Raw genomic sequence first — 23,268 nt, forward strand, 5'->3', positions numbered from 1 at the left:
TGGTGACCGGGTCTCTTGGACGGACGTCCGCTCACGGGTGCTGCCGGCCCTATGAACGGACGTCCGTCCAAGCTGATCGGCACCCCACGGGCGACGGGCGACGGGCCGAGGGCAGGATGCCGCGGTCAGTCGCGCGAGTCGGACGCCTTCGCGCGCAGGGCGTTGACCATGGCGTCGGGGTCGTCGGCGGAGAACACGGCGGAGCCGGCAACGAAGGTGTCGGCACCGGCCTCGGCGCAGCGCTCGATTGTCTCCAGCGAGACTCCCCCGTCGACCTGGAGCCAGGTCTCGACGCCGTGCTTGTCCATCAGGGCCCGGGCACGGCGGATCTTGGGCAGCACGAGGTCGAGGAACTTCTGGCCGCCGAAGCCGGGCTCGACGGTCATCAGGAGCAGCATGTCGAGCTCGCCGAGCATGTCCTCGTACGGCTCGACCGGGGTGGCCGGCTTGAGCGCCATCGACGCGCGACCGCCGGCAGCGCGGATCTCGCGGGCCAGGCGGACCGGCGCAGCCGCCGCCTCGACGTGGAAGGTCACCGAGGCACAGCCGGCCTCGACGTACGTCGGGGCGTGCCGGTCGGCGTCGGCGATCATCAGGTGCGCGTCCAGCGGGATGTCGGTGGAGCGGGCCAGCGCCTCGACCATCGTCGGCCCGAAGGTGAGGTTGGGGACGAAGTGGTTGTCCATGACGTCCACGTGGATCCAGTCGGCGCTGGGGATGCGGGCCACCTCGGCCCCGAGGGCGGCGAAGTCGGCGTTGAGGATGCTCGGCGTGATCTGGATACCCACGAGCGGTCATCCTCCCAGATCGTCGCTCACTCCCCCGCCCCAGCCCGGGGCGCTCCTCACACCTCGGGTGCCGACTCCTCACGGCGCAGGGTGACCTCGAGGTCGGCGACCTCGCAGCCCAGCGCCTGGAGCGCACGGACGATCGCCAGGGCGATGACCGGCGCCTTCTGCAGCGGGGCCTCGCGCATCCACGCGCTCAGGTCGGGCGACCACGGCTTCTGCCAGCCCTGCTTCGTCAGGAGGGCCTCGACCTCGGCGGCGGTGTCCCACTCGCCGCCGAAGCTGGTCGAGCCGACGACCTCGGCGATCAGTGCTGTGCGGGCGGCGGTCACCGAGGCCCACCGGTGCGGCGGGGTGGGCGCCTGCTTCCTGAAGAAGGCCTTGCGGGGCTGCTCGACCTGCTCGGCGACGACCAGCACGTCGTCGAGGTCGAGCGCGAGGATCGCGCCGGCGAGGCGGCGGTTGACGTCGTCCCAGGTGCCGCGCATCAGTCGCTCTCCCCCGGTCCCTCGGGCCCGGCCGGGGGATCCGCGCCCTCGGCCTCGTCTCGGTCGGCCCACTCCAGCAGCGGCGTGATGTCCCAGGCTCTCTCGTCGATCCGCTCGTGCAGGTCGCCCAGCTCAGCGAAGCGCTGCGGCACGGTGAAGATCGTGAAGTCGCGGGGGTCGGCGTCATCGACCTCGGCCCAGCGGATCGGGGTGGAGACCCGCGCGTCGGGCAGCCCGCGGACGGAGTACGCCGCGGCGATGGTGTGGTCGCGGGCGTTCTGGTTGTAGTCGACGAAGACCTGCGAGGGGTCGCGGTCCTTCTTCCACCACGTGGTGGTCACGTCGTCGCTGCGCCGCTCGACCTCACGGGCGAAGGCGAGCGCCCCGCGGCGTACGTCCTGGAAGCCGTGGTCGGGGCGGATGCGCACGTAGACGTGCAGCCCCTTGGAGCCGCTCGTCTTGGGGAACCCCTCGACGCCCAGCTCGTCGAGCACCTCGTGGACGACGTGGGCGACCCGCTGGACCGCGGCGTAGTCGCAGTCCGGGCCGGGGTCGAGGTCGATGCGCCACTCGTCGGGTCTCTCGGTGTCGGCGCGCCGGCTGTTCCAGGGGTGGAACTCGACGGTCGACATCTGCACCGCCCAGATCACCTGGGCGAGCTCGGTGACGCAGAGCTCGTCGGCGGTGCGGTTCCAGCGCGGGAACTGCAGCTCGACGGTGTCGATCCAGTCGGGCGCGCCGGCCGGCACCCGCTTCTGGTGGACCTTGTCGCCCGCGAGGCCCTTGGGGAAGCGGTGCAGCATGCACGGGCGCTCGTAGAGCGCGTTCACGATGCCCGGGCCGACGGCCAGGTAGTACTCGACGAGGTCGAGCTTCGTGGCCCCCGACTCCGGGAAGTAGACCCGGTCGGGGTTGGAGACCCGCACCACCTTGTCGTCGACCTCGATCTCGACGGCGGGCGGCTTCGAGGGCATGCCGCGAGCGTAGTGGGCCTCAGGGAAGAGGAGGCGGGTCCTCGCCGACCGCGACGGCGACGCTGCAGGCCGCACGACCCTCGCGCCACTCGCGACGGGTCATCGGGATGCTCAGCTCGACCACCCGGCGGCTGCCGGCAGCGACCTCGGTGTCCACCGTCGCGACGTAGGGCTGGGTGCGAGGGTCGCGCACCCGGTGCACGAACGCGCGGACCATCACCGGGACGTCGCCGCGACCCTCGACGCGCACCGGCACCCGGACCACCGCGGCGCCGTCGTCCCACGCGCAGGACACCTCCCCGGTGGAGACGGCCTCGACCGCCGGGCGCCACGGGCGGGCCCACAGCAGGGCGGCGGCCAGCGCGAGCACGAGGAGCAGCAGGACGAGCACCCCGCCGGGTCGGCTCGTGCGCGTCGTGGTGCTCGGGTGCTCGTCGGTCATCGCGGCGTCCTCAGCGTCCTCAGCGTCCTCAGCCCTTGCGGCGCAGCAGCGCCATGAACATCGCATCGGTCCCGTGCCGATGCGGCCAGAGCTGGAGCGTGCCCTCGAGCGGGCCGTCGCAGTCCTCGACCTGGCTCAGCACCGGACGCAGGTCCACGAGCTCGACGTCGTCGCGCTGCTCGAGCACCTTGGAGACGACTCCCCCGGTCTCCGACAGCGCCGGCGAGCAGGTCGCGTAGAGCACCACTCCGCCCGGACGCGTCGACGTGATCGCGCTGTCGAGGAGGCTGCGCTGCAGCGGCACCAGGCCCCGCAGATCGTTACGACTGCGGCGCCAGCGCGCCTCCGGACGACGCCGCAGCGCCCCCAGACCGCTGCACGGCGCGTCGACCAGCACCCGGTCGAGGCTGCCGGGTCGCACCGGCGGGCGGGTGCCGTCCCCCGTCACCACGAGGTACGACGCTGGGCTGGTCGCCAGGTTGCGGCGCACGAGCCCGGCGCGGTGGTGGGCGCGCTCGACGGCCAGGAGGGCGGCTCCCTGCTGCGCGGCGAGCGCCGCCAGCAGCGCGCTCTTGCCACCGGGGCCGGCGCACCAGTCGGCCCAGCGCCGGTCGTCCCCGTCGAGGTCGGCGCCCGCCAGGGCGAGCGCGACCAGCTGGGAGCCCTCGTCCTGCACCCCGGCTCGGCCCTCGGCCACCGCGGGGACGCTCCCGGGGTCACCCCCGTCGAGCACGACCCCGTGCGGGGAGAGCCGCGTCGCCTCCCCGGGCAGCTCGTCGCGTGTCGCCAGCCCCGGCCGCGCGACCAGGGTCACCCGGGGCGGGTCGTTGTCGGCGGCGAGCAGGGCCTGGACCTCGTCGGCCCCGACGGCCTTGCGCAGCTCGGCCACCACCCACGCGGGGTGGCTGTGCACGACCGCGTCGTGCTGGTCGCTCCCGGACTCGCGCGGCGGGGCCACCTCGGCCAGCCAACCCTCCAGGTCGAGTTCGGAGACCTTGCGCAGCACGGCGTTGACCAGCCCCGCGGGACGGCTACCAGCGACGGAGCGGGCCAGCTCGACGGAGGTGTCGATCGCCGCATGCGGCGGCACGCGCGTCGCCAGCAGCTGGTGGGTGCCCAAGCGCAGCACGTCCAGGACGTCGGGTGAGAGCCGGCGCAGTGGCCGGTCCACGCAGGCGGCCAGGACCGCGTCGTAGGTGCCTTGCCGGCGTACGGTGCCGGAGGCGAGCTCGGTCACCAGGCCGGCGTCGCGGCCGGTCAGCCCGTGGCGGCGCAGGACCGCCGGGAGCACCAGGTTGGTGTAGGCGTCCTGCTCGCGGACCGCGGTGAGGACCTCGAGCGCCGCCTGCCGGGCCGGGTCGGTCACCTCTCAGTCGCCCAGCCGCGCGCCGTCCTCCAGGCGCGCGCCCCGGGCCCAGTCGGCCGCCGACATCAGCTTCTTGCCGAACGCCTTGACCTCGCCGAGGCGCACCGCGGAGGTGCCGGTGCCGACGAGGACGTGGTTCTTGCCGACGGCGATCTCGCCGGGCTCGAGGTTCGAGGCGGCCTGGGTGACCGGGCCGATCTTGATGCGCTCGCCCTCGAAGGTGGACCAGGCGCCGGGGAACGGCGTGCAGGCGCGGATGCGCCGGTCGACGGCCTGGGCCGGCTCGGTCCAGTCGATCCTGGCGTCCTCGACGAGGATCTTGGGGGCCATCGAGACGCCCTCCTCGGGCTGCTCGCGCGGGACGAGCACGCCGTCCTCGATGCCGTCGAGCGTGGTCACCAGCAGACCGGCGCCGCCCTCGGCGAGGCGGGTGAGCAGGTCGCCGGCGGTGTCGGTCTCGCGGATCCGCTCGGTCATCACCCCGAAGGTCGGACCGGCGTCCATCGCCTTGACGATGCGGAAGGTCGTCGCGCCGGTGACCTCGTCGCCCGCCCAGATCGAGTGCTGCACCGGGGCGGCGCCGCGCCACGCGGGCAGGCAGGAGAAGTGCAGGTTGACCCAGCCGTGGGGCGGGATGTCCAGCGCGGACTGGGGCAGGAGGGCGCCGTACGCGACGACGGGGCAGCAGTCGGGGCGCAGCTGCTTCAGCGCCTCCTGGAACTCCGGGTCGCGCGGGTGCTCGGGCTTGAGCAGCGGGACGCCGAGCTCCTCGGCGCGCTGCGCCACGGGGCTGGCGACCAGCTTGCGGCCCCGGCCGGCGGGCGCGTCGGGGCGGGTGACGACGCCGACCAGCTCGTGGCGGGACTCGGCGATGGCGTCCAGGGCGGGGACGGCGACCTCGGGGGTGCCGGCGAACACGACGCGCATGACTAGATGCCCAGTCCTCTCATCGGGTGCGGGGAGAGCTTCACGGTCGGCGGAGCGGCACCGAACCACTCCGCCTCGCGGATCTCCTTCATGGCGGCCTTGCGGGTCTGCTCGTCGAGCCGGTCGACGAACAGCACGCCGTCGAGGTGGTCGGTCTCGTGCTGGATCGCCCGAGCCAGGTAGTCACTGCCGTGGATGGTGACCGGCTCGCCGTGCATGTCGAAACCGTTGGCGACCACCGACAGCGCACGCAGGCACTCGAAGGTCAGCTCGGGGATCGACAGGCAGCCCTCGAGACCGTCCTGCTGCTCCTCCGAGAGCTCCAGCGTCGGGTTGACCAGGTGGCCGACCTCGCCCTCGACGTTCCAGGTGAAGACCCGGAGGCCGACGCCGATCTGCGGCGCGGCGAGACCGGCTCCGGGTGCGGCGAGCATGGTGTCGGTGAGGTCCTGCACCAGACGGCGCAGCTCCTTGTCGAAGTCGACGACCTCGATGGCCGGCTTGCGCAGGATCGGGTCACCGAAGAGGCGGATCGGCTGGACTGCCATGGGCCGGAGTGTAGGTGCGCCGGGTGGGGCACTCCGAACTCCGGCGTGCGCGAGTGACCTCTGGGCCGTGCGCCAGCGACCTCTCGGCCGTGCGCCAGCGACCTCTCGGCGGTCAGAGGGTGGGCGGGTCGACCTGGATGCGGACGGGGTCGAGCTTGCGCGCGGAGCGGAGTCGCTGGAGCTCGCCGAGGGAGGCCGAGAGGCGGGACCCGTGGGCGCGGGGGACGCGGACGACGACCCGCTGGCGCTCCCCCGGGCCGTCGGCGACGTCGACCGGACCCAGGACCTCCACCGGCTCCGGGACGTCGAGCAGGGTGAGCGCGTCGTCCAGTGCACCGGGGGCCCCGGTGAGGGTCGCGAGCCGGGTCGCCGGGGGCAGGTGGGCCTCCACGCGACTCGATGCCTCGCGAGCGGCGTACCCGGCGACGTCCCAGCGCACCAGCGCCTGCACGGCGGGATGGGTCGGGTCGCCCACGACCAGCGCACGACCGCCGGGCCGGACGAGGGCGACGGCGTTGGCCCAGCGACGCAAGGCCTCCTCCTCGGTGCGCAGGTCGGGCCGCGAGAGCAGCAGCCAGGTGTCGAGCAGCACGACCGCGGCGTAGCCGCCCTCCGCGACCGGCTCGGCGCCCGGCGTGGCCACCACGACCTGCGGACGCCCGTCGATGTGGGCGAGGACGCCGTCGCGGGCGGAGGTGCGCACCCGCACCCGCGGCAGGGCACGACCGATCTCCTCGGCGGTGCGGGACTGCCCGATGACCGGAGCACGCAGCCCACGGTGCCCGCACTCGGGGCACGCCCAGGCCGGCGCCGCCTCGCCGCACCAGCGGCAGGCGGGTGGCTCGGTCGGCGAGCCCAGTCGCAGCGGGCCCGTGCAGGCCGAGCACCGGGCGGGGGTGCGGCAGCGCTCGCAGGCCAGCGCGGGAACGTAGCCGTGGCGGGGGTTCTGCACCAGCACCGGCCCCTCCTGCGCGGCCTCCCGGAGCAGGTCGTGCACCTGCTTGGGGATGCGCGCGGCACGGGCGGCGGTGTCACGGGCGAGGTCGTGCTCGGTCGCGCCCGCGACGGCGGTGGTCACCGAGCGGCGCAGGACCTCGCGCGGCGCTGTGAGCTCGTGGGCCCACCCGCTGTGCACGAGGTGGTGGCACTCGACGCTGCGCGAGAACCCGCCCACGAGCACGGCCGCCCCCGCACGGTCGGCGCGCAGCAGCAGGGTCTCGCGGGTGTGGGGGTAGGGCGCCCGGGGCTCGGCGTGCAGGTCGTCGCCGTCGTCCCAGACGACCACGAGCGCCAGGTCGCGCACGGGGGCGAACGCAGCCGCCCGGGTTCCGACGGCGATGCGGCGCTCGCCGCGCAGCAACCGCAGGAAGGAGCGGTAGCGCGCGGCCGGGCCGGAGTCGGCGGTGAGCACGGCGTGCTGCTCGGGCTCCCCCGTCGCGCGCAGCGCGGCGTCGACCCGCTCGACGTCCTTCCCGTCCGGGACGCAGACGACCACGCCGCCGGGTGCGCTCAGGGCCGCCTCCGCCACCAGCCGCGGCCAGTCCGCCGAGGGCGGTGGGTTCCACACCGCGCGGGGTGCGGCGCCCTCGCGCAGGTGCGACAACCAGGCACCCGCCAGCGGGTGGTCGGCCCAGGCGGCGGCTGCCGCCGCAGGGTCGCGAGGCACGACGCCGGCGGGCTCGCCCGGCGGCTCCTGCTCGGTCGTGGCGTGCCGCGGCGGGACGGCCAGCCGGAGCACGTCGTCGCGGGTGCCGGCGTACCTCGTGGCGACCTCGCCCACCAGCCCCAGCACCTCGGGGGTCAGCACCTGCTCGGGGCTGACGACGCGGCGCAGCGGCTGGAGCGGACCGGGGTGGTCGCTCTCGGCGAGCCGCTGCAGGACGAACCCGTCGGCCTCCTGGCCGGCGAAGCGGACCTTGACCCGCACGCCCGGCTGGGCGGCCTGCGCCATCGTCTCCGGCACCGAGAAGTCGAAGGGCCGGTCGAGGTGGGCCAGCGGGAGGTCGAGCAGCACCCGGGCCACGGGGTCGACGTCGGTGATCGTGGCGCCGGCGGCCTTGCGCTCCCGGGTGGCGCGCGCCTTCGCCTGGGCCTGCTTGACGCTCGAGCGCACCATGCCTGGGATCAGCTCGGGCTGGTCCTCGGGCGTGCTGGGCATGGGCGAGTTCTACCAGCCCTCACCGACGTCCCCCGACCCGCTGCCGGCAGGCACGTCGAACCGGCGTATTGATACGCCGGCTCGACGGGTTGTGCGGTCTCAGCCGGCGGAGACGGCGGCCTTGAGGGCCTCGGCGCGGTCGGTGCGCTCCCAGGTGAAGTCGGGCAGCTCGCGACCGAAGTGGCCGTAGGCGGCGGTCTTGGCGTAGATCGGCCGCAGCAGGTCGAGGTCGTGGATGATCGCGGCCGGACGCAGGTCGAAGACCTCGAGCACCGCGGCCTGGATCTTCTCGTCGGCCACCGTGCCGGTGCCGAAGGTCTCCACGAACACACCCACGGGCTGCGCCTTGCCGATCGCGTAGGCGACCTGCACCTCGCAGCGGCGGGCCAGGCCCGCGGCCACGACGTTCTTGGCCACCCAGCGCATCGCGTACGCCGCGGAGCGGTCGACCTTCGAGGGGTCCTTGCCCGAGAACGCGCCACCACCGTGACGGGCCATGCCGCCGTAGGTGTCGACGATGATCTTGCGCCCGGTCAGACCGGCGTCACCCATCGGACCACCGACCACGAACGTGCCGGTCGGGTTCACCAGCAGGCGGTAGCCGTCGGAGTCGATGTCGAACTGCTCGAGCACCGGGGCGATGACGTGCTTGGCGATGTCGGGCTGCAGGCGGGTGTCGAGGTCGATGCCGGCCTCGTGCTGGGTGGAGAGCACCACGGTGTCGACGCGGACCGCGCGGGCCTGGTCGTCGTACTCGATGGTGACCTGGGTCTTCCCGTCGGGACGCAGGTAGGGCAGCGTGCCGTCCTTGCGGACCGCCGTGAGCCGCTCCGAGAGCGTCTGGGCGATCTTGATCGGCAGCGGCATCAGCTCGGGGGTGTCGTCGCAGGCGTAGCCGAACATCAGCCCCTGGTCACCGGCGCCCTGCTTGTCCATCGCGTCGACGGACTCCTCCAGGCGCGACTCGTAGCCGGTGTCGACGCCCTGGGCGATGTCACCGGACTGGCCGCCGATCGCGACCATGACGCCGCAGGTCGTGCCGTCGAAGCCCTTGTCGGAGTGGTCGTAGCCGATGTCGAGGATCTTCTGACGCACGATCGACTTGATGTCGACGTAGCCGGTCGTGGTCACCTCGCCAGCCACCACCACCAGTCCCGTGGTCAGCAGCGTCTCGACGGCGACCCGCGAGTGCGCGTCCTGGCGCAGCATCTCGTCGAGGACAGCGTCGCTGATCTGGTCGGCGATCTTGTCCGGGTGACCCTCGGTCACGGACTCGGAGGTGAACAGGCGTCCCGTCATGCGGGACAGCCTAGACGGCGGCCCAACGTGCGGTGACGCAGTCCCAGATGGCGTGGGCGAGGGCGCCCTTGGAGCCGTGCGGGACCTCGACGTAGGACCCGTCGGCCTCGAGGATCACGGCCTCGTTGTCGGGGCTGCCGAAGACCGCTCCCCCGCTGACGTCGTTGACCACGAGCAGGTCGCAGCCCTTGCGGGCGAGCTTGGCGCGGGCCAGGTCGAGGACCGAGCCGGTGGCGTCGCCGGTCTCGGCGGCGAACCCGACGACCACCTGGCCGGCCACGGAGCGCTCGGCGGCCAGCTCGCGCAGGATGTCGGGGTTCTGCTCCAGCTCGATGGCCGGGGCCGAGCCGTCCTCGGCCTTCTTGATCTTGGCGTCGCTGCGCGCGAGCGGGCGGAAGTCGGCAGGGGCGGCTGCCATCACGACCGCATCGGCACCGGCCGCGGCCGTCAGGACGGCCTCGCGCAGCTCGGCGGTGGTCTCCACGGGCACGACGTCGACCCCGGCCGGGTCGGCGAGCGCGGTGTTGGCGGCCACCAGCGTGACCTTGGCGCCGCGGCTGGCCGCGGCCCGGGCCAGGGCGTAGCCCTGCAGCCCCGAGGAGCGGTTGCCGAGGAAGCGCACCGGGTCGAGGTACTCCCGCGTGCCACCGGCGCTCACCACGACGCGGCGTCCCTCGAGGTCACGACCGGTCTCGCCGTCACGCTCGAGGACCTCGCGGCAGAACGCGAAGACCTCCGCGGGCTCGGGCAGCCGGCCCTTGCCGGTGTCGGCGCCGGTCAGTCGACCCTCGGCGGGCTCGACGACCAGGACGCCGCGCTCGCGCAGGGTGGCGACGTTGGCGCGAGTGGCGGGGTGCTCCCACATCTCGGTGTGCATCGCCGGCACCAGGACGACCGGGCAGCGGGCCGTGAGCAGGGTGTTGGTGAGCAGGTCGTCGGCCAGGCCGTGCGCGGCCTTGGCCAGCAGGTCGGCGGTGGTGGGGGCCACGACGACGAGGTCGGCCTGCTGACCGATGCGCACGTGCGGCACCTCGTGGACGCGATCCCAGACCTGGTCGCTGACCGGCTTGCCGGACAGCGCCGACCACGTGGGCGCCCCCACGAACTGCAGGGCCGAGGCGGTCGGCACGACGGTGACGTCGTGGCCGGACTCGGTGAAGCGGCGCAGCAGCTCGCAGGCTTTGTACGCCGCGATGCCGCCGCCCACGCCCAGCACCACGCGGGGCCGGTCGGCCGCGACGTCGTGGGGAGCGCCCTCAGAAATCGCAGAGAGCCGCTCCCCCGTCGGGGAAGCGGCCTCAGCGGTGGTGCGTGGCTCCGTCACAGGCGGAGCGTCACTCCAGACCGGTCGCAGCGTCCGCGGCGGCGGCCTGGGCGGCGGCCTCCTCGGCGGCGAGTTCGGCGGGGTCGACGTGCTCGCAGGTCAGGAGGTCCTCGTTGATCTCGCGCAGCGCGATCGAGAGCGGCTTCTCCTGCACGTGGGTCTCCACGAGCGGACCGACGTACTCCAGCAGGCCCTCGCCGAGCTGGGAGTAGTAGGCGTTGATCTGTCGGGCGCGCTTGGCGCCGTAGAGGACCAGCTGGTACTTGCTGTCCGTCTTGGTCAGCAGGTCGTCGATCGAGGGGTTGGTGACGCCCTCGGCGGCGATGTTGGGAGCAGACACAGGTCTGGCGTTCCTCACGAGTCGTTGGACAAAGATGTGGACCCGCGGGGCGCCGGGACGGCGGCCTCGGGGTCGAGCATCATCAAGGTTACCAAGTCGTCGGCGGCGGCACGAACTTCGTGGTTGACGATGGTCACGTCGAACTCCGGCTCGGCGGCCAGCTCCTCGCGTGCGGTGACCAGGCGCCGCTCGCGCTCCTCCTCGGTCTCGGTGCCCCGGCCGACCAGCCGGCGGACCAGCTCGTCCCACGACGGGGGCTTGAGGAACACGAACAGCGCGTCGGGCATGGTGCGACGCACCTGACGCGCCCCCTGCAGGTCGATCTCGAGCATGGAGGGTCGTCCGGCGCGCAGCGCCTGCTCGACCGGACCGCGCGGCGTGCCGTAGCGGGCCGCCTTGTGCACGACCGCCCACTCCAGCAGGTCGTCGTCGGCGACCATCCGGTCGAACTCGTCGTCGGAGACGAAGTGGTAGTGGACCCCGTCGACCTCGCCGGGTCGCGGCGCGCGCGTCGTCGCGGAGACCGAGATCCACACGTCGGGGTGCGAGTCGCGCACGGCAGCCGCGACGGTGCCCTTGCCGACGGCCGTGGGGCCGGCCAGCACGACCAGCCGGCTGCGGCGCTGCTGCTCGGGGTGGTTCGGGGCGCTCACGCCGAGGTGCCGCCGAACTCCTTCTCGAGGGCGGCGACCTGCTTGGTGCCGAGCCCGCGGACCCGCCGGCTCTCGGCGATGCCGAGCCGCTCCATCACCTGGCGGGCGCGGACCTTGCCCAGGCCCGGCATCGACTGGAGCAGGTCGACGACCTTCATCTTGCCGATGACCTCGTTGGTCTGACCCTCGTGGAGCACCTCGACGATGGAAGCGCCGGAGTTCTTGAGGCGGTTCTTCACCTCGGCCCGCTCCCGTCGAGACGCTGCGGCCTTCTCGAGTGCCGCCTGACGCTGTTCGGGAGTGAGTGGTGGGAGTGCCACAGGTGGTCGTCCTTCGACTGCGAGTGCGAGATGGGAGCACGAGATGGGGTGGGCCTGAAGTGGGCAATCTAGTCAGAACTCTCAGAGCCCGGCAAACGTCCCGCCACTCGACGGTCCCGTGGTCCAGCGCTCTGCGGCGTGCTGTGCTGGGGGGTCAGAGGTACAACGGCGTCTGGCACACGTCCCGGGCCTGGGTCTCCACCGACGCCATCGACTGGGCCGTCTCCGGGCGCACCAGCTCCCGCGCGGCGGCATCGATCGCGGTGCGATCGGCGGGGTCCAGCCCCTCCGGCGGGTCGTCGCGGTCGTAGTCCGCCGGGTCGACACCGGCGTCGTCCAGCGCGCGCTGCAGCGCCTCGAGCCGGCCCACCACCTGCTGCCACTCGTCGGCGATGTCGGACGGCGCCGCGTCGCGCAGGTCCCGCAGCTCGGCCAGCACGTCGAGCAGGGCGTCCGGACCCCCGGCGGCGACGGCCTCTCCCAGCGCCGCCTGGTGCTCCTCGACCCGCTCGCAGTAGGTCTCGTAGGGGTCCGACGAGCAGCCGCCGAGCCCCAGCAGGAGGGGCGCGGCGACGGTGAGCCCGAGCAGCACGGGCAGCGGTCGGGTCACAGGTCGGCCAGCGCCTCGTTGGTGCGGCGTACGGCGTCGGCCATGGCGCCGGCGTCGGGGCCGAGCCGCAGGACCTCGCGCGAGGAGCTCGGCAGCACGTGCCGAGCCTGCGTGCCGAAGATCCGCGCGATGTCGGCGACGGTGCCACCCTGGGCACCGAAGCCGGGTGCGAGCACCGGGCCGTTGAACGCCAGGTCGGCGGTGGTCGAGCCGATGGTGGCGCCCACGACCGCGCCGAAGGAGCCCAGCGGCTCGGCGCCCTCGTTGAGGCGGGCCAGGTGCGAGAGCACGCGGTCGGCGACGCGCTCCCCCGGGGCACTCCCTCCGTGGTCGTCGGTGAGCGCGTGCTGGACCTCCGGGCCCTCCTTGTTCGACGTCAGCGCGAGCACGAAGACCCCGGCGCCGTGCCGCTCGGCGGTCTCGACCATCGGGTCGAGCGACCCGAAGCCGAGGTAGGGGCTGGCGGTGATGGCGTCGGAGGCCAGCGGCGAGGTCGGGTCGAGGTAGGCGTCGGCGTAGGCCTGCGAGGTCGAGCCGATGTCGCCGCGCTTGACGTCGAGCAGCACCAGGGCGCCGGCGGCACGGGACTCCGCGACGACCCGCTCGAGCACCGCGACGCCGCGGGAGCCGAAGCGCTCGTAGAACGCCGACTGCGGCTTGACCACCGAGCACAGCGGCGCGACGGCCTCGACGACGGTGAGGGCGAAGCGCTCGAGCCCGGAGACGTCGTCGGGCAGGCCCCAGTCGTGCAGCAGCGCCGCGTGAGGGTCGATGCCGACGCAGAAGGCGCCGCGCCGCTCGACCGCTGCGTGCAGCCGGGCTCCGAACGGGGTGGGGCGGTCCTCAGGGGTGTCCGTGGTCGTGTCCGTGGTCATCGGGCTCATGCTCCCTCATCGGGGTCCAGGGCGGCGGCGAGCCGCGCGGCGGTGGTGGGGTCGTGGAACAGGGCGGAGCCGACCTGGACGGCGACCGCACCCAGGCGCAGGGCGGTGCGTGCGTCCTCGGCGGTGCCGATGCCCCCGCAGGCGACGACGTCGCACTCGGCCCCCGCCGCGTCGAGCGCGGCGCGGGCGTCGGTGACGCAGCGCAGGGCTAGCGGCGAGACCGCCGGCCCGCTGAGCCCGGCCGGACGACCCTCGGGCAGGGACGCCGGCAGCGCACCGCCCAGCACGACCGCCCCGGCGCCCGCTTCGGCGGCGACCTTGACGCTCTCGGCGACCCGGACCGGGTCGAGGCGCAGCTTGGCGAGGACCGGCACGCCGCGCGGGAGCTCGCGCAGCACGGTCGAGACGGCAGCGCCCACGTGGAAGGGCTCGCGCGCGTCGAGGACCCCGAGCTCGGCGGCGTCGGGCACCGCGAGGTTGACCTCGACCGCGCTGACGCCGGGGGCCGTGGCGAGCCGGCGGGCGACCTCGGCGTACTCCCCCAGGTCGCGCGCGACGATCGAGACGACCACCCGCGCGCCCTCGGTGAGCAGCCAGGGCAGCTCGGTGGCCAGGAAGACGTCGAGCCCGGGGTTCGGCAGCCCGGTGGCGTGCACCAGCCCCGCCGGCGTCTCCGCGAGCGTCGCGCCGCCGGCACCGGGCCGGGCGTCACGGCTGATCGAGCGGGTGGTGAAGGCGCCGTACGTCGAGAGCGGGGCGTACGCCGACAGCTCCCGGCCGGTCCCGCCGCACCCCGACGCCACCAGCACGGGCGAGGCCAGCGTCAGGCCGGCGACCCGGGTGCTCATGCGCCCGCTCCCCCGGCCAGGTCGTCCCAGCGGACCCGGTCGCCGCGGACGACCGGACCGTCGGTGCAGGCACGGGCGGTCCGGGCGACGCCGTCCTCGCCCACCACGGGCACGGGGCAGCCCAGGCACAGGCCGGTGCCGCAGGGGGTGCGCTGCTCCAGCGCCACCTGGCTCCAGGCGCCGTGCTCCTCCGCGGCCAGGGCGGCGGCGTGCAGGGTGGGGGCGGGTCCGGCGGCGTAGACGACCGCGGCACCGGAGCGGCGCAGCGCCTCGGGCAGCACCTCGGCCACGGCTCCGCGTGCCCCGACCGAGCCGTCGCCGGTGACGATCGTGACCGCGCGGGCGGTGCGACGGGCCTCGAGCGCCGACAGCAGGTGCGCCTCGTCGGGTGCGCCGAGCACCAGGTTGACCGGGCAGTCGCGCTCGCGCAGCCGCTCGGCCAGCGCGAAGAGCGGCGCCGCGGCGTAGCCCACGCCCACGAGCAGCACGGGCACCGGCTCCTTCGGCAGCGCGAACGGGCGACCGCCGAGCGGCCCGGTGACCTCGACCCGGTCACCGCGCTGGCGCGAGGCCAGCCAGCGGGTGCCCTCGCCCCGCGGCTCGACGACGAGCGTGACCGTGGCGGCGTAGCCGCCCAGGGGGCGCACCCGGTGGATCCAGAAGGCACGGCGCGCGAGGTGGTAGCCGCCGGTGCCGACCGAGACCGCCACGAACGCCCCGGGCCGGAACCGCTCCCCCACGCCCGGTGCCACCAGCGTCACGTGCTGGAAGGCACCGATCCGCTTGGAGGCCAGCACCTCCGCGGTGACGTGGACGGGACTCATCGGCGGCACATCCGGCGGGTCAGTCCTCCAGTCCGCGCACGATGCGGCGGGGCCAGCCCGGCCCCTCGTAGATGAAGGCGGTGTAGCCCTGGAGCAGGTCCGCACCCGCCTCGAGCCGGGCGCGGGCGTCCTCGACGGTGGTGATGCCGCCGACGCCGACCAGGGTCAGGCCGGAGGTCTCCCGGTCGCCGATGCGCCCGCGCAGCCGTCGCACGACCTCGCAGGAGCGCTGGGTCAGCGGTCGGCCCGAGACGCCGCCGGCACCGATCGCCTCGACGTCGGCCGCCGGGGTGGCCAGCCCGTCCCGGGAGATGGTCGTGTTGGTCGCGATGACGCCGTCGAGCACCCCGTCGCTCCGCCCCGCCAGCGCCATGTCGGCCACCGCGTCGACGTCCTCGTCGGCGAGGTCCGGGGCGATCTTGACCAGCAGCGGCACACGACGGTCGCCGGTGGCGGCGTCGGCCACCCGGCGTACGTGCTCCAGCAGCGGCTGGAGCTTCTCGACCGCCTGCAGGTTGCGCAGGCCCGGGGTGTTGGGCGAGGAGACGTTGACCACGAGGTAGTCGGCGTACGGCGACAGCAACCGCGCGCTCGTCTCGTAGTCGGCCTCCACGGCCGCCTGGTCGTCGTCGGGGACGACCTTGGACTTGCCGATGTTGACGCCGAGGACCGGGGCGTCCGCACCGGGGGCACGGGCTGCCCGCCTGCGCAGCCGCTCGGCGACCGCGTGCGCCCCGTCGTTGTTGAAGCCCATCCGGTTGAGGACCGCCCGGTCGGCGGGCAGCCGGAACAGCCGCGGCTGCGGGTTGCCGGGCTGGGCGAGCCCCGTGACGGTGCCGATCTCGACGTGCCCGAAGCCGAGCGCCCCGAGCGCATCGATGCCGACCGCGTTCTTGTCGAAGCCGGCCGCCAGCCCCAGCACGTGGGGGAAGCGGAGGCCCATCGCCTCCACCGGCGACCCCACCGCACCCAGCATCGCGTGCGTCGCGCGCAGCACCGGCGCCCCGAGACGCACGCCCCGGAAGCCCAGGTGGTGCGCCCGCTCGGGGTCGATCCGGGTCGCGACGTGGGTGAAGAGGTGGTCGTAGAGAGTCACCGAGCAGCCCACTCCTGCAGGCTGCGCACCCCGATGTCGCCGCGACGCATCGCCTCGATGCCCTGCACGGCCGCACCGAGCCCCTGCACCGTGGTGATGCACGGGACGTTGGCCATCACCGCGGCGGTGCGGATCTCGTAGCCGTCGAGGCGGGCGTGCCCGCCGCCGGCGCCGTAGGGCGTGTTGACGATGAGCTGGATGCGACCGTCGCGGATCAGGTCGACCGTGGTCGGCTCCCCGTCGGGACCGACGCCCTCGTAGTGCTTGCGCACGACCTGGCAGGGGACGCCGTTGCGCCGCAGCACCTCCGCGGTGCCCTGGGTGGCGAGGATCTCGAACCCGAGGTCGGCCAGCACCTTCACCGGGAAGATCATCGACCGCTTGTCCCGGTTGGAGACCGAGACGAAGACCTTGCCCGAGGTGGGCAGCGGTCCGAAGGCGGCAGCCTGGCTCTTGGAGAAGGCCGTGCCGAAGTCGCGGTCGAAGCCCATGACCTCGCCGGTCGACTTCATCTCCGGGCCGAGCACGGTGTCGACCTGCGAGCCGTCGGCGGTGCGGAACCGGTTGAACGGCATCACGGCCTCCTTGACCGCGATCGGCTGGTCGCCCGGCAGCGTGCCGCCGTCGCCCTCCTCGGGCAGCACCCCGGCCTTGCGCAGCTCGGCGATCGACTCGCCGAGCATGACGCGCGCCGCGGCCTTGGCCAGCGGGGTCGCGGTGGCCTTGGAGACGAACGGCACCGTGCGCGAGGCGCGCGGGTTGGCCTCGAGGACGTAGAGGATGTCCGAGCCCAGGGCGAACTGGATGTTGAGCAGTCCGCGCACGCCCACGCCGCGGGCGATGGCCTCGGTGGCTTCGCGGATGCGCTCGATCTCCCGGTGGCCCAGCGTGATCGGCGGCAGCGCGCACGAGGAGTCACCGGAGTGGATGCCGGCCTCCTCGATGTGCTCCATGACGCCGCCGAGGAAGAGGTCCTCGCCGTCGAAGAGCGCGTCGACGTCGATCTCGACCGCGTCGTCGAGGAACCGGTCGACCAGGACCGGCGCGGCGTGGCTGATCAGGCCGGCGGCGACGTACTTCTCGAGGTAGGCCTCGAGGGCGTCGTCGCCGTAGACGATCTCCATGCCGCGACCGCCCAGGACGTAGGAGGGGCGGACCAGCACCGGGTAGCCGATCTCGGCGGCGGTCCGCTGCGCCTCGGCGTACGACGTCGCGGTGCCGTGCTTGGGGGCGACCAGGCCCGCCGCGGCGAGCACCCGCCCGAAGGCGCCGCGCTCCTCGGCGAGGTCGATGGCGTCGGGGCTGGTGCCGACGATCGGCACCCCGGCCGCGGCCAGGCCCTGGGCCAGGCCGAGCGGCGTCTGACCACCGAGCTGGCAGATGACCCCGGCCAGCGGACCGGCGGCCTGCTCGGCGGCGACGACCTCGAGGACGTCCTCGAGGGTGAGCGGCTCGAAGTAGAGGCGGTCGGAGGTGTCGTAGTCGGTGGAGACGGTCTCGGGGTTGCAGTTGACCATGACCGTCTCGTAGCCGGCCTCGGACAGCGCCAGCGAGGCGTGCACGCAGGAGTAGTCGAACTCGATGCCCTGGCCGATCCGGTTGGGACCGGAGCCGAGGATGATCACCGCCTCCTTCTCGCGCGGCGCCACCTCGGTCTCCTCGTCGTAGGAGGAGTAGTGGTAGGGCGTGCGGGCCGCGAACTCGGCCGCGCAGGTGTCGACGGTCTTGTAGACCGGCCGGATGCCCAGGGCGTGGCGCACGCCGCGGACGACGTCGGCGCTCATGCCGCGGATCTTGCCGATCTGCGCGTCGGAGAAGCCGTGCCGCTTGGCCTTGCGCAGCAGGCTCGGGGTGAGCTCCTCGGCTGCGGTGACCTCGACGGCGATCTCGTTGATCAGCGCGAGCTGGTCGACGAACCACGGGTCGATGGCGGTCGCGTCGAAGATCTCCTCCGGCGTCGCGCCGGCCCGGATCGCGTCCATGACCTTCTTGAGGCGACCGTCGTGCGGGGTCGCGATCTCGCGGAGCAGGGTCTCCTTGTCGAGGTCGACCCACTCCTGGGCCCAGTCGAAGACGGCGTCCTTGGACTCCAGGGAGCGCAGCGCCTTCTGCAGGGCCTCGGTGAAGTTGCGGCCGATGGCCATCGCCTCGCCCACCGACTTCATGTGGGTGGTCAGCGTCGGGTCGGCCCCGGGGAACTTCTCGAACGCGAAGCGCGGGACCTTGACCACGACGTAGTCGAGGGTGGGCTCGAAGGAGGCCGGTGTCTCGGCGGTGATGTCGTTGGGGATCTCGTCGAGGGTGTAGCCGATGGCGACCTTCGCGGCGATCTTGGCGATCGGGAAGCCGGTGGCCTTCGAGGCCAGCGCGCTGGAGCGCGAGACGCGCGGGTTCATCTCGATGACGACGATGCGGCCGTCGACGGGGTTGACGGCGAACTGGATGTTGCAGCCGCCGGTGTCGACGCCGACCTCGCGGATGACGCCGATGGAGATGTTGCGCAGCCGCTGGTACTCGCGGTCGGTGAGCGTCATGGCCGGTGCCACGGTGATCGAGTCACCGGTGTGCACGCCGAGCGGGTCGACGTTCTCGATCGAGCAGACGATGACGACGTTGTCGGCCTTGTCGCGCATCACCTCCAGCTCGTACTCCTTCCAGCCGAGGATCGACTCCTCCAGGAGCACCTCGGTGGTCGGGCTGGCGGTCAGGCCCTGGCCGGCGATGCGGCGCAGCTCGGCCTCGTCGTAGGCCAGGCCGGAACCCGCGCCGCCCATCGTGAACGACGGGCGGACGACGACCGGGTAGCCGAGGTCCTCGGCTCCGGCGAGCGCCTTCTCCAGCGCCGCGGCGACCTTCTCCTCCTTGCGGGCACCCGGGGCGAGGTCCTCGCCGTTGCAGATCACGCTGCGCGCGACCTCCGCACCCCACTCGGGCGGCAGGCCCTCGACGATCCGCTTGAACTGCTCGCGGTTCTCGCCCTTCTCGATCGCCTCCACCGAGGCACCGATGAGCTCGACGTCGTACTTCTCCAGGGTGCCGGCGGCGTGGAGGTTCATCGCGGCGTTGAGCGCGGTCTGGCCACCGAGGGTGGGCAGCAGCGCGTCGGGGCGCTCCTTGGCGATGACCTTCTCGACGAACTCCGGGGTGATCGGCTCGACGTAGGTCGCGTCGGCGAACTCCGGGTCGGTCATGATCGTGGCCGGGTTGGAGTTGACCAGGATGACCCGCAGGCCCTCGGCCTTCAGCACGCGGCACGCCTGGGTGCCGGAGTAGTCGAACTCGCAGGCCTGGCCGATGACGATCGGGCCGGAGCCGATGACCATCACGGACTTGATGTCGGTGCGCTTCGGCATCAGAGACCACCCTCCATGAGCGCGACGAAACGGTCGAAGAGGTAGGCGGCATCGTGCGGGCCGGCCGCGGCCTCCGGGTGGTACTGGACGGAGAACGCCTTGAGGGCACCCGGCTCACCGGTCGAGCCTGTCGAGGCCCGGAGCTCGAGGCCCTCGACGACGTCGTCGTTGAGGCACACGTGGCTCACGCTCGCCTCGCCGTACGGCGTCGTGGTGCTGCCCTCCAGCGGTGCGTCGACCGCGAAGCCGTGGTTGTGGGCGGTGACCTCGACCTTGCCGGTGGTGCGGTCCATCACCGGCTGGTTGATGCCGCGGTGGCCGTACTTGAGCTTGTAGGTCTCGAAGCCCAGCGCGCGACCGAAGAGCTGGTTGCCGAAGCAGATACCGAAGTAGGGCAGGCCCCGCTCGAGCGCGCCGCGCAGCAGCTCGACCTGGGCGGTGGTGGCCGCCGGGTCGCCGGGCCCGTTGGAGTAGAAGAGCCCGTCGGGCTCCACGGCCAGCACGTCCTCCAGCGAAGCGGTGGCCGGAAGCACGTGGACCTCGATGCCCCGCTCGGCCATCCGGTAGGGCGTCATCGTCTTGATGCCGAGGTCGAGCGCCGCGACGGTGAGCTTCTTCTCGCCCTGCGGCGGGACGACGTAGGCCTCGGCGGTGGAGACCTCGCCGGCCAGCTCGGAGCCGGCCATCTCGCCGGACTCCTTGACCCGCGCGAGCAGGGCGTCGGCGTCGGTGGTGGTGCTCGAGATCCCGACCCGCATCGCACCGCGCTCACGCAGGTGGCGGGTCAGGGCGCGGGTGTCGACGCCGGAGATGCCGACGACCCCCTGGTCGCGCAGCTCGTCGTCGAGGCTGCGACGTGCACGCCAGCTGCTGGAGACCCGGGAGGGGTCGCGGACGACGTACCCGGCCACCCAGATCTGGCGGGACTCGGGGTCCTCGTCGTTGACGCCGGTGTTGCCGACGTGCGGCGCGGTCATCACGACCACCTGGCGGTGGTAGGACGGGTCGGTCAGCGTCTCCTGGTAGCCGGTCATGCCGGTGTTGAAGACGGCTTCGCCGAAGGTCTCACCCTCGGCTCCGAAGGCCTCGCCGTGGAAGGTGCGTCCGTCCTCGAGGACCAGGATCGCCGGCGCCGGCTGCGTGGGGGCATGCGAGGGCACGCCGTACCTCCTTCTCCGCCTCACGGGACGGTGGTTAAAGGATGTTCGAGCGGGCCCGAGACTATCAGCGGCTCACGCGACCTCGCGATCCCCGTCCACCACGGGCGCGCCCGTCCGGTCCTGCCGTGCCGACGCCAGGCGCAGTCGCTCCGTGGGCAGGCAGAAGAAGTGCCGGCGCACACAGCGCACGCGAGCGTGCTCGACGGGGCCGTCGGTGCTTGACCACACCTCGCGCCCGACGATCTCGGCGGGGGCGTGGCACTCGGGACAGGTGGTCAGCTCCATGGTGGTCTCCCTCGGTGGCCGGCTGTCCACCCAGGGTGCGGCGCGGTTGTTACCGAGAGGTCACCGAGCGGCGCAGGTCACAGGTGGGGCCGCTCACACGCCGGTCCGGCCACCCGCTCGCACCCAGGGGTGGGTCCAGCGGTCGCTAACCTCGCGGGCGTGGACCAGGTCGGAGTCGTCGCGGTCGTGGTGGTGGCGTACGGGCTGGTGTCGCGACTGCTGGAGCGCACCCCGCTGACGGTGCCGCTCGCCTTCACCGCGGCCGGGATGGCGGCGGGAGGGCTGGGCCTGGTCGAGCAGGACCTGACCGGTGGGCCGGTGCTCACGCTCCTCGAGCTGACGCTGGTCGTGGTCCTCTTCTCCGATGCGGCACGCATCGACCTCGGCGCCGTACGCCGGACGGGCGGGACGATTCCCCTGCGCCTGCTGGGCCTCGGCATGCCGCTCACCATCGGGCTCGGGGTGCTGGCCGCGGCCGTGCTGCTCGGTGGGCTCGAGGTCTGGGAGGCCGCGATCATCGCGGCCGTCCTGGCGCCCACCGACGCCGCCCTGGGTCAGGAGGTGGTCTCGAGCCGCCTGGTGCCGGTCCGCATCCGCCAGGCCGTCAACGTGGAGAGCGGGCTCAACGACGGGCTCTCCGTCCCGTTCCTCACGCTGTTCGTCGCGCTCGCCGTGGAGGAGGCCGGTGAGGCCCTGGACTGGGTCGCGTTCACCGGGCAGCAGATCGGGCTCGGGGTCGCCACCGGCGTCGTGGTCGGGCTGGCCGGGGGCGCCGCTCTCGAAGCGGCCGACCGACGGGAATGGGTCAACGCCCCCTTCCGGCAGCTGACCGTGGTCGCCCTGGCGGTGCTCGCGTGGGCCGGCGCCGACGCGGTCGGCGGCAACGGGTTCATCGCCGCCTTCGTCGCCGGGTTGGCCACCGGCGCAGTGATCCAAGACAGCGGGGACGACCTGCTGGAGTTCACCGAGGACGAGGGCCAGCTGCTCACTGCGGTCGTGTTCTTCGTCTTCGGGGTCGCGGCCCCCGGCTTCCTGGAGGCGGTCTCCCCCGCCGTGGTCGTGTACGCCGCGCTCAGCCTGACGGTGCTCCGGATGCTCCCCGTGGCGATCGCGCTGCTGGGGTCGGGGCTCCGGCCGTCCACCGTGCTGCTCCTCGGCTGGTTCGGCCCCCGGGGCCTCGCCTCGATCATCCTGGCGCTGGTCGTGGCCGAGGAGGCGCCCGACCTGCCCCACCTCGACGTGGTGATGGCCGCGATGGCCCTGACCGTGCTGGCCAGCACCGTGCTGCACGGGGCGACCGCGCGACCGCTGGTGCAGCGCTACGGCCACTTCGTCGACCGCCTGCCGGCGGACGCACCCGAGCTGACGGCGGCCGCCGACCTGCCCGTGCGGGGGTCGCTCAGCGACCCGCCCGGATGATCACCCGCCCGTGGAACTCCTGGGCCCGCGCGCACGTCGGACCTGACATGCGCACCTCTCTGCTGCTCCTGGTCCCCGCGATGCTGCTGCCGGTGGCCCTGCTGACGGCGTGCGGTCCCGGCGACGACCCCGAGACCACCTCCGACCCCGCGCCCGAGGAGCCCGTGACCAGCTCGACCGGGCCCGGTTCAGAGCCCGGTTCCGAGCCCGGTTCCGAGCCCGAGGTGGAGGTCACCGGGATGTCGAGCGGCCCCGGGCAACGGGCGCTGGAGTCCTCCGGCGGCGCCAGCGCCACCTGGGTCCCGGAGGACTCGCGGCTGGTCTACGTGACCGAGCTCGGCTACAGCGGGTGCGCACCGACCGCCCGGCTGGCGAGCGAGCAGGGGGTGCTGAAGCTGGTGGTGACGCCGTACGCCGGACCCGACATGTGCACGATGCAGGCGACCCACTACGCCGTGCTCGTCGACGGGCTCGACGACGCCCCGGCACGGCTGGAGGTCACCGACCTCTCCGGCACCTCCGAGGTGGAGGTGCAGCGCGGCTGAGGCGCCTCGCTCCCCACGCGGACGGTCCTCAGCGCTGCTGACCGCGGCGGGTGCGACTGGTGGCGGGCGCCGACCAGGGGTCCTCGGGCCACGGGTGCTTGGGGTAGCGCCCGCGCATCTCGGCCCGCACCCCCGGGTAGGCGTTCTCCCAGAACGACGCCAGGTCGGCGGTGACCGCGAGCGGGCGACCCGCGGGCGAGAGCAGGTGCAGCAGCACCGGCACCCCCGCCAACCGAGGGGTCTCGCCCCACCCGAAGCACTCCTGGAGCTTGACCCTGAGCACCGGCTGGCCCGAGGCGTCGGCGTAGTCCACCGCGTGGGTCGACCCGCTCGGCACCTCCAGTCGGGCCGGCGCCAGCTCGTCGAGCCGCCCGGCCTCCGGCCACGGCACGAGCGCCCGGAGCCCGGAGGCCAGGTCCGGGGTGTCGGTGGTGAGGTCCAGCCAGGTCGCGGGCTCGACGAGCAGCGCCTCGTCCGAGACGTCGGGCCACGGCTCCCCCAGCGCCCCGTGCACGAACGCGAGCCGCGCCCGCATCGCCTCGGCGGCCGGTGTCCACGGCAGGACGCCCAGGCCGTCCCGCGCCAGCCCGGCTCGTACGGCGTCGGCGGCCGTTGCC

At 73.5% G+C, this 23,268-nt stretch carries 24 protein-coding genes; 2 read left to right on the top strand and 22 right to left on the bottom strand.

The features are described from left to right. Positions 1-125: 125 nt before the first annotated feature. The 21 genes from rpe to A6R01_RS03285 all read right to left on the bottom strand — a co-directional run bounded on the left by rpe (position 126) and on the right by A6R01_RS03285 (position 20,687). Positions 126-788, bottom strand: coding sequence for a ribulose-phosphate 3-epimerase (gene rpe / locus A6R01_RS03185; RefSeq protein ID WP_292603497.1), 663 nt, complete (start codon positions 786-788; stop codon positions 126-128). A 56-nt stretch (positions 789-844) separates the two neighbouring features. Further along, on the bottom strand, positions 845-1,276 hold the full coding sequence (locus A6R01_RS03190) for a hypothetical protein (protein ID WP_292603499.1): 432 nt from the start codon (positions 1,274-1,276) through the stop codon (positions 845-847). Further along, entirely contained in the window at positions 1,276-2,250 is a 975-nt protein-coding gene (gene ligD, locus A6R01_RS03195) for a non-homologous end-joining DNA ligase (protein ID WP_292603501.1), read from the bottom strand. The genes A6R01_RS03190 and ligD overlap by 1 nt, the downstream gene beginning before the upstream one ends. A gap of 19 nt (positions 2,251-2,269) precedes the next feature. Beyond that, positions 2,270-2,692: a hypothetical protein gene (locus A6R01_RS03200; RefSeq protein ID WP_292603503.1), complete on the bottom strand. Its 423-nt coding sequence runs from the start codon at positions 2,690-2,692 to the stop codon at positions 2,270-2,272. 28 nt (positions 2,693-2,720) lie between these two features. Further along, the gene (locus A6R01_RS03205) at positions 2,721-4,058 is read right to left on the bottom strand and encodes a transcription antitermination factor NusB (protein WP_292603505.1); all 1,338 of its coding nucleotides are present in this window, start codon (positions 4,056-4,058) and stop codon (positions 2,721-2,723) included. Between the two features lie 3 nt (positions 4,059-4,061). Next, positions 4,062-4,985, bottom strand: a complete 924-nt coding sequence (gene fmt, locus A6R01_RS03210; RefSeq protein ID WP_292603507.1) for a methionyl-tRNA formyltransferase — start codon at positions 4,983-4,985, stop codon at positions 4,062-4,064. Positions 4,986-4,987: 2 nt separating this feature from the next. Continuing rightward, positions 4,988-5,533 carry a peptide deformylase gene (gene def / locus A6R01_RS03215; RefSeq protein ID WP_292603509.1) on the bottom strand — a complete coding sequence of 182 codons (546 nt, stop codon included), beginning with the start codon at positions 5,531-5,533 and terminating at the stop codon, positions 4,988-4,990. Between the two features lie 112 nt (positions 5,534-5,645). Beyond that, positions 5,646-7,691 (bottom strand): primosomal protein N', encoded by a 2,046-nt coding sequence (locus A6R01_RS03220; protein ID WP_292603511.1) that lies wholly within the window; start codon positions 7,689-7,691, stop codon positions 5,646-5,648. Between the two features lie 99 nt (positions 7,692-7,790). Next, the gene (gene metK, locus A6R01_RS03225) at positions 7,791-8,990 is read right to left on the bottom strand and encodes a methionine adenosyltransferase (RefSeq protein ID WP_292603513.1); all 1,200 of its coding nucleotides are present in this window, start codon (positions 8,988-8,990) and stop codon (positions 7,791-7,793) included. Between the two features lie 10 nt (positions 8,991-9,000). Further along, positions 9,001-10,209: a bifunctional phosphopantothenoylcysteine decarboxylase/phosphopantothenate--cysteine ligase CoaBC gene (gene coaBC, locus A6R01_RS03230; protein WP_292603547.1), complete on the bottom strand. Its 1,209-nt coding sequence runs from the start codon at positions 10,207-10,209 to the stop codon at positions 9,001-9,003. 115 nt (positions 10,210-10,324) lie between these two features. Continuing rightward, complete coding sequence (gene rpoZ / locus A6R01_RS03235) at positions 10,325-10,654, bottom strand: DNA-directed RNA polymerase subunit omega (RefSeq protein ID WP_179531295.1); 330 nt, start codon at positions 10,652-10,654, stop codon at positions 10,325-10,327. Positions 10,655-10,668: 14 nt separating this feature from the next. Continuing rightward, entirely contained in the window at positions 10,669-11,307 is a 639-nt protein-coding gene (gmk, locus tag A6R01_RS03240; RefSeq protein ID WP_292603515.1) for a guanylate kinase, read from the bottom strand. After that, the gene (gene mihF / locus A6R01_RS03245; RefSeq protein ID WP_292603517.1) at positions 11,304-11,627 is read right to left on the bottom strand and encodes an integration host factor, actinobacterial type; all 324 of its coding nucleotides are present in this window, start codon (positions 11,625-11,627) and stop codon (positions 11,304-11,306) included. Before mihF ends, gmk begins: the two co-directional genes overlap by 4 nt. Before the next feature lie 154 nt (positions 11,628-11,781). After that, the gene (locus A6R01_RS03250) at positions 11,782-12,237 is read right to left on the bottom strand and encodes a hypothetical protein (RefSeq protein WP_292603519.1); all 456 of its coding nucleotides are present in this window, start codon (positions 12,235-12,237) and stop codon (positions 11,782-11,784) included. Further along, positions 12,234-13,112, bottom strand: coding sequence for an orotidine-5'-phosphate decarboxylase (gene pyrF / locus A6R01_RS03255; RefSeq protein ID WP_292603521.1), 879 nt, complete (start codon positions 13,110-13,112; stop codon positions 12,234-12,236). Before pyrF ends, A6R01_RS03250 begins: the two co-directional genes overlap by 4 nt. A 5-nt stretch (positions 13,113-13,117) precedes the next feature. Further along, entirely contained in the window at positions 13,118-13,969 is an 852-nt protein-coding gene (locus tag A6R01_RS03260; protein WP_292603523.1) for a hypothetical protein, read from the bottom strand. Beyond that, entirely contained in the window at positions 13,966-14,793 is an 828-nt protein-coding gene (locus A6R01_RS03265) for a hypothetical protein (RefSeq protein WP_292603525.1), read from the bottom strand. The genes A6R01_RS03260 and A6R01_RS03265 overlap by 4 nt, the downstream gene beginning before the upstream one ends. A 19-nt stretch (positions 14,794-14,812) precedes the next feature. Then, positions 14,813-15,889 carry a quinone-dependent dihydroorotate dehydrogenase gene (locus tag A6R01_RS03270; RefSeq protein ID WP_292603527.1) on the bottom strand — a complete coding sequence of 359 codons (1,077 nt, stop codon included), beginning with the start codon at positions 15,887-15,889 and terminating at the stop codon, positions 14,813-14,815. Continuing rightward, positions 15,886-19,242, bottom strand: coding sequence for a carbamoyl-phosphate synthase large subunit (gene carB, locus A6R01_RS03275; protein WP_292603529.1), 3,357 nt, complete (start codon positions 19,240-19,242; stop codon positions 15,886-15,888). Before carB ends, A6R01_RS03270 begins: the two co-directional genes overlap by 4 nt. Further along, positions 19,242-20,402 (bottom strand): glutamine-hydrolyzing carbamoyl-phosphate synthase small subunit, encoded by a 1,161-nt coding sequence (gene carA / locus A6R01_RS03280; protein ID WP_292603530.1) that lies wholly within the window; start codon positions 20,400-20,402, stop codon positions 19,242-19,244. The genes carB and carA overlap by 1 nt, the downstream gene beginning before the upstream one ends. A 72-nt stretch (positions 20,403-20,474) precedes the next feature. Then, positions 20,475-20,687 carry a hypothetical protein gene (locus A6R01_RS03285; RefSeq protein ID WP_292603531.1) on the bottom strand — a complete coding sequence of 71 codons (213 nt, stop codon included), beginning with the start codon at positions 20,685-20,687 and terminating at the stop codon, positions 20,475-20,477. A gap of 159 nt (positions 20,688-20,846) precedes the next feature. On the opposite strand from A6R01_RS03285, the gene A6R01_RS03290 reads away from it, so the two are divergent. Beyond that, positions 20,847-22,106 (top strand): cation:proton antiporter, encoded by a 1,260-nt coding sequence (locus tag A6R01_RS03290; RefSeq protein WP_292603533.1) that lies wholly within the window; start codon positions 20,847-20,849, stop codon positions 22,104-22,106. 47 nt (positions 22,107-22,153) lie between these two features. Then, entirely contained in the window at positions 22,154-22,651 is a 498-nt protein-coding gene (locus A6R01_RS03295) for a hypothetical protein (RefSeq protein ID WP_292603535.1), read from the top strand. 28 nt (positions 22,652-22,679) lie between these two features. Here the strand turns inward: A6R01_RS03295 and A6R01_RS03300 are convergent. Continuing rightward, positions 22,680-23,268, bottom strand: a 589-nt coding sequence (locus A6R01_RS03300; protein WP_292603537.1) for an ATP-dependent helicase C-terminal domain-containing protein, incomplete at its 5' end; no start/stop codon positions are given.

The organism is Nocardioides sp. REDSEA-S30_B4 (assembly GCF_001627265.1).
Classification (GTDB): Bacteria; Actinomycetota; Actinomycetes; order Propionibacteriales; family Nocardioidaceae; genus Nocardioides.

What these genes read in the sequence shown, in the direction of transcription:
- A6R01_RS03200 (WP_292603503.1), bottom strand. Translation starts at nt 2,692, where the DNA reads ATGACCGACGAGCACCCGAGCACCACGACGCGCACGAGCCGACCCGGC.
- ligD (WP_292603501.1), bottom strand. Translation starts at nt 2,250, where the DNA reads ATGCCCTCGAAGCCGCCCGCCGTCGAGATCGAGGTCGACGACAAGGTG.
- carB (WP_292603529.1), bottom strand. Translation starts at nt 19,242, where the DNA reads ATGCCGAAGCGCACCGACATCAAGTCCGTGATGGTCATCGGCTCCGGC.
- A6R01_RS03265 (WP_292603525.1), bottom strand. Translation starts at nt 14,793, where the DNA reads ATGAGTCCCGTCCACGTCACCGCGGAGGTGCTGGCCTCCAAGCGGATC.
- A6R01_RS03285 (WP_292603531.1), bottom strand. Translation starts at nt 20,687, where the DNA reads ATGGAGCTGACCACCTGTCCCGAGTGCCACGCCCCCGCCGAGATCGTC.
- fmt (WP_292603507.1), bottom strand. Translation starts at nt 4,985, where the DNA reads ATGCGCGTCGTGTTCGCCGGCACCCCCGAGGTCGCCGTCCCCGCCCTG.
- def (WP_292603509.1), bottom strand. Translation starts at nt 5,533, where the DNA reads ATGGCAGTCCAGCCGATCCGCCTCTTCGGTGACCCGATCCTGCGCAAG.
- A6R01_RS03220 (WP_292603511.1), bottom strand. Translation starts at nt 7,691, where the DNA reads ATGCCCAGCACGCCCGAGGACCAGCCCGAGCTGATCCCAGGCATGGTG.
- A6R01_RS03190 (WP_292603499.1), bottom strand. Translation starts at nt 1,276, where the DNA reads ATGCGCGGCACCTGGGACGACGTCAACCGCCGCCTCGCCGGCGCGATC.
- metK (WP_292603513.1), bottom strand. Translation starts at nt 8,990, where the DNA reads ATGACGGGACGCCTGTTCACCTCCGAGTCCGTGACCGAGGGTCACCCG.
- A6R01_RS03260 (WP_292603523.1), bottom strand. Translation starts at nt 13,969, where the DNA reads ATGAGCACCCGGGTCGCCGGCCTGACGCTGGCCTCGCCCGTGCTGGTG.
- pyrF (WP_292603521.1), bottom strand. Translation starts at nt 13,112, where the DNA reads ATGACCACGGACACGACCACGGACACCCCTGAGGACCGCCCCACCCCG.
- A6R01_RS03295 (WP_292603535.1), top strand. Translation starts at nt 22,154, where the DNA reads ATGCGCACCTCTCTGCTGCTCCTGGTCCCCGCGATGCTGCTGCCGGTG.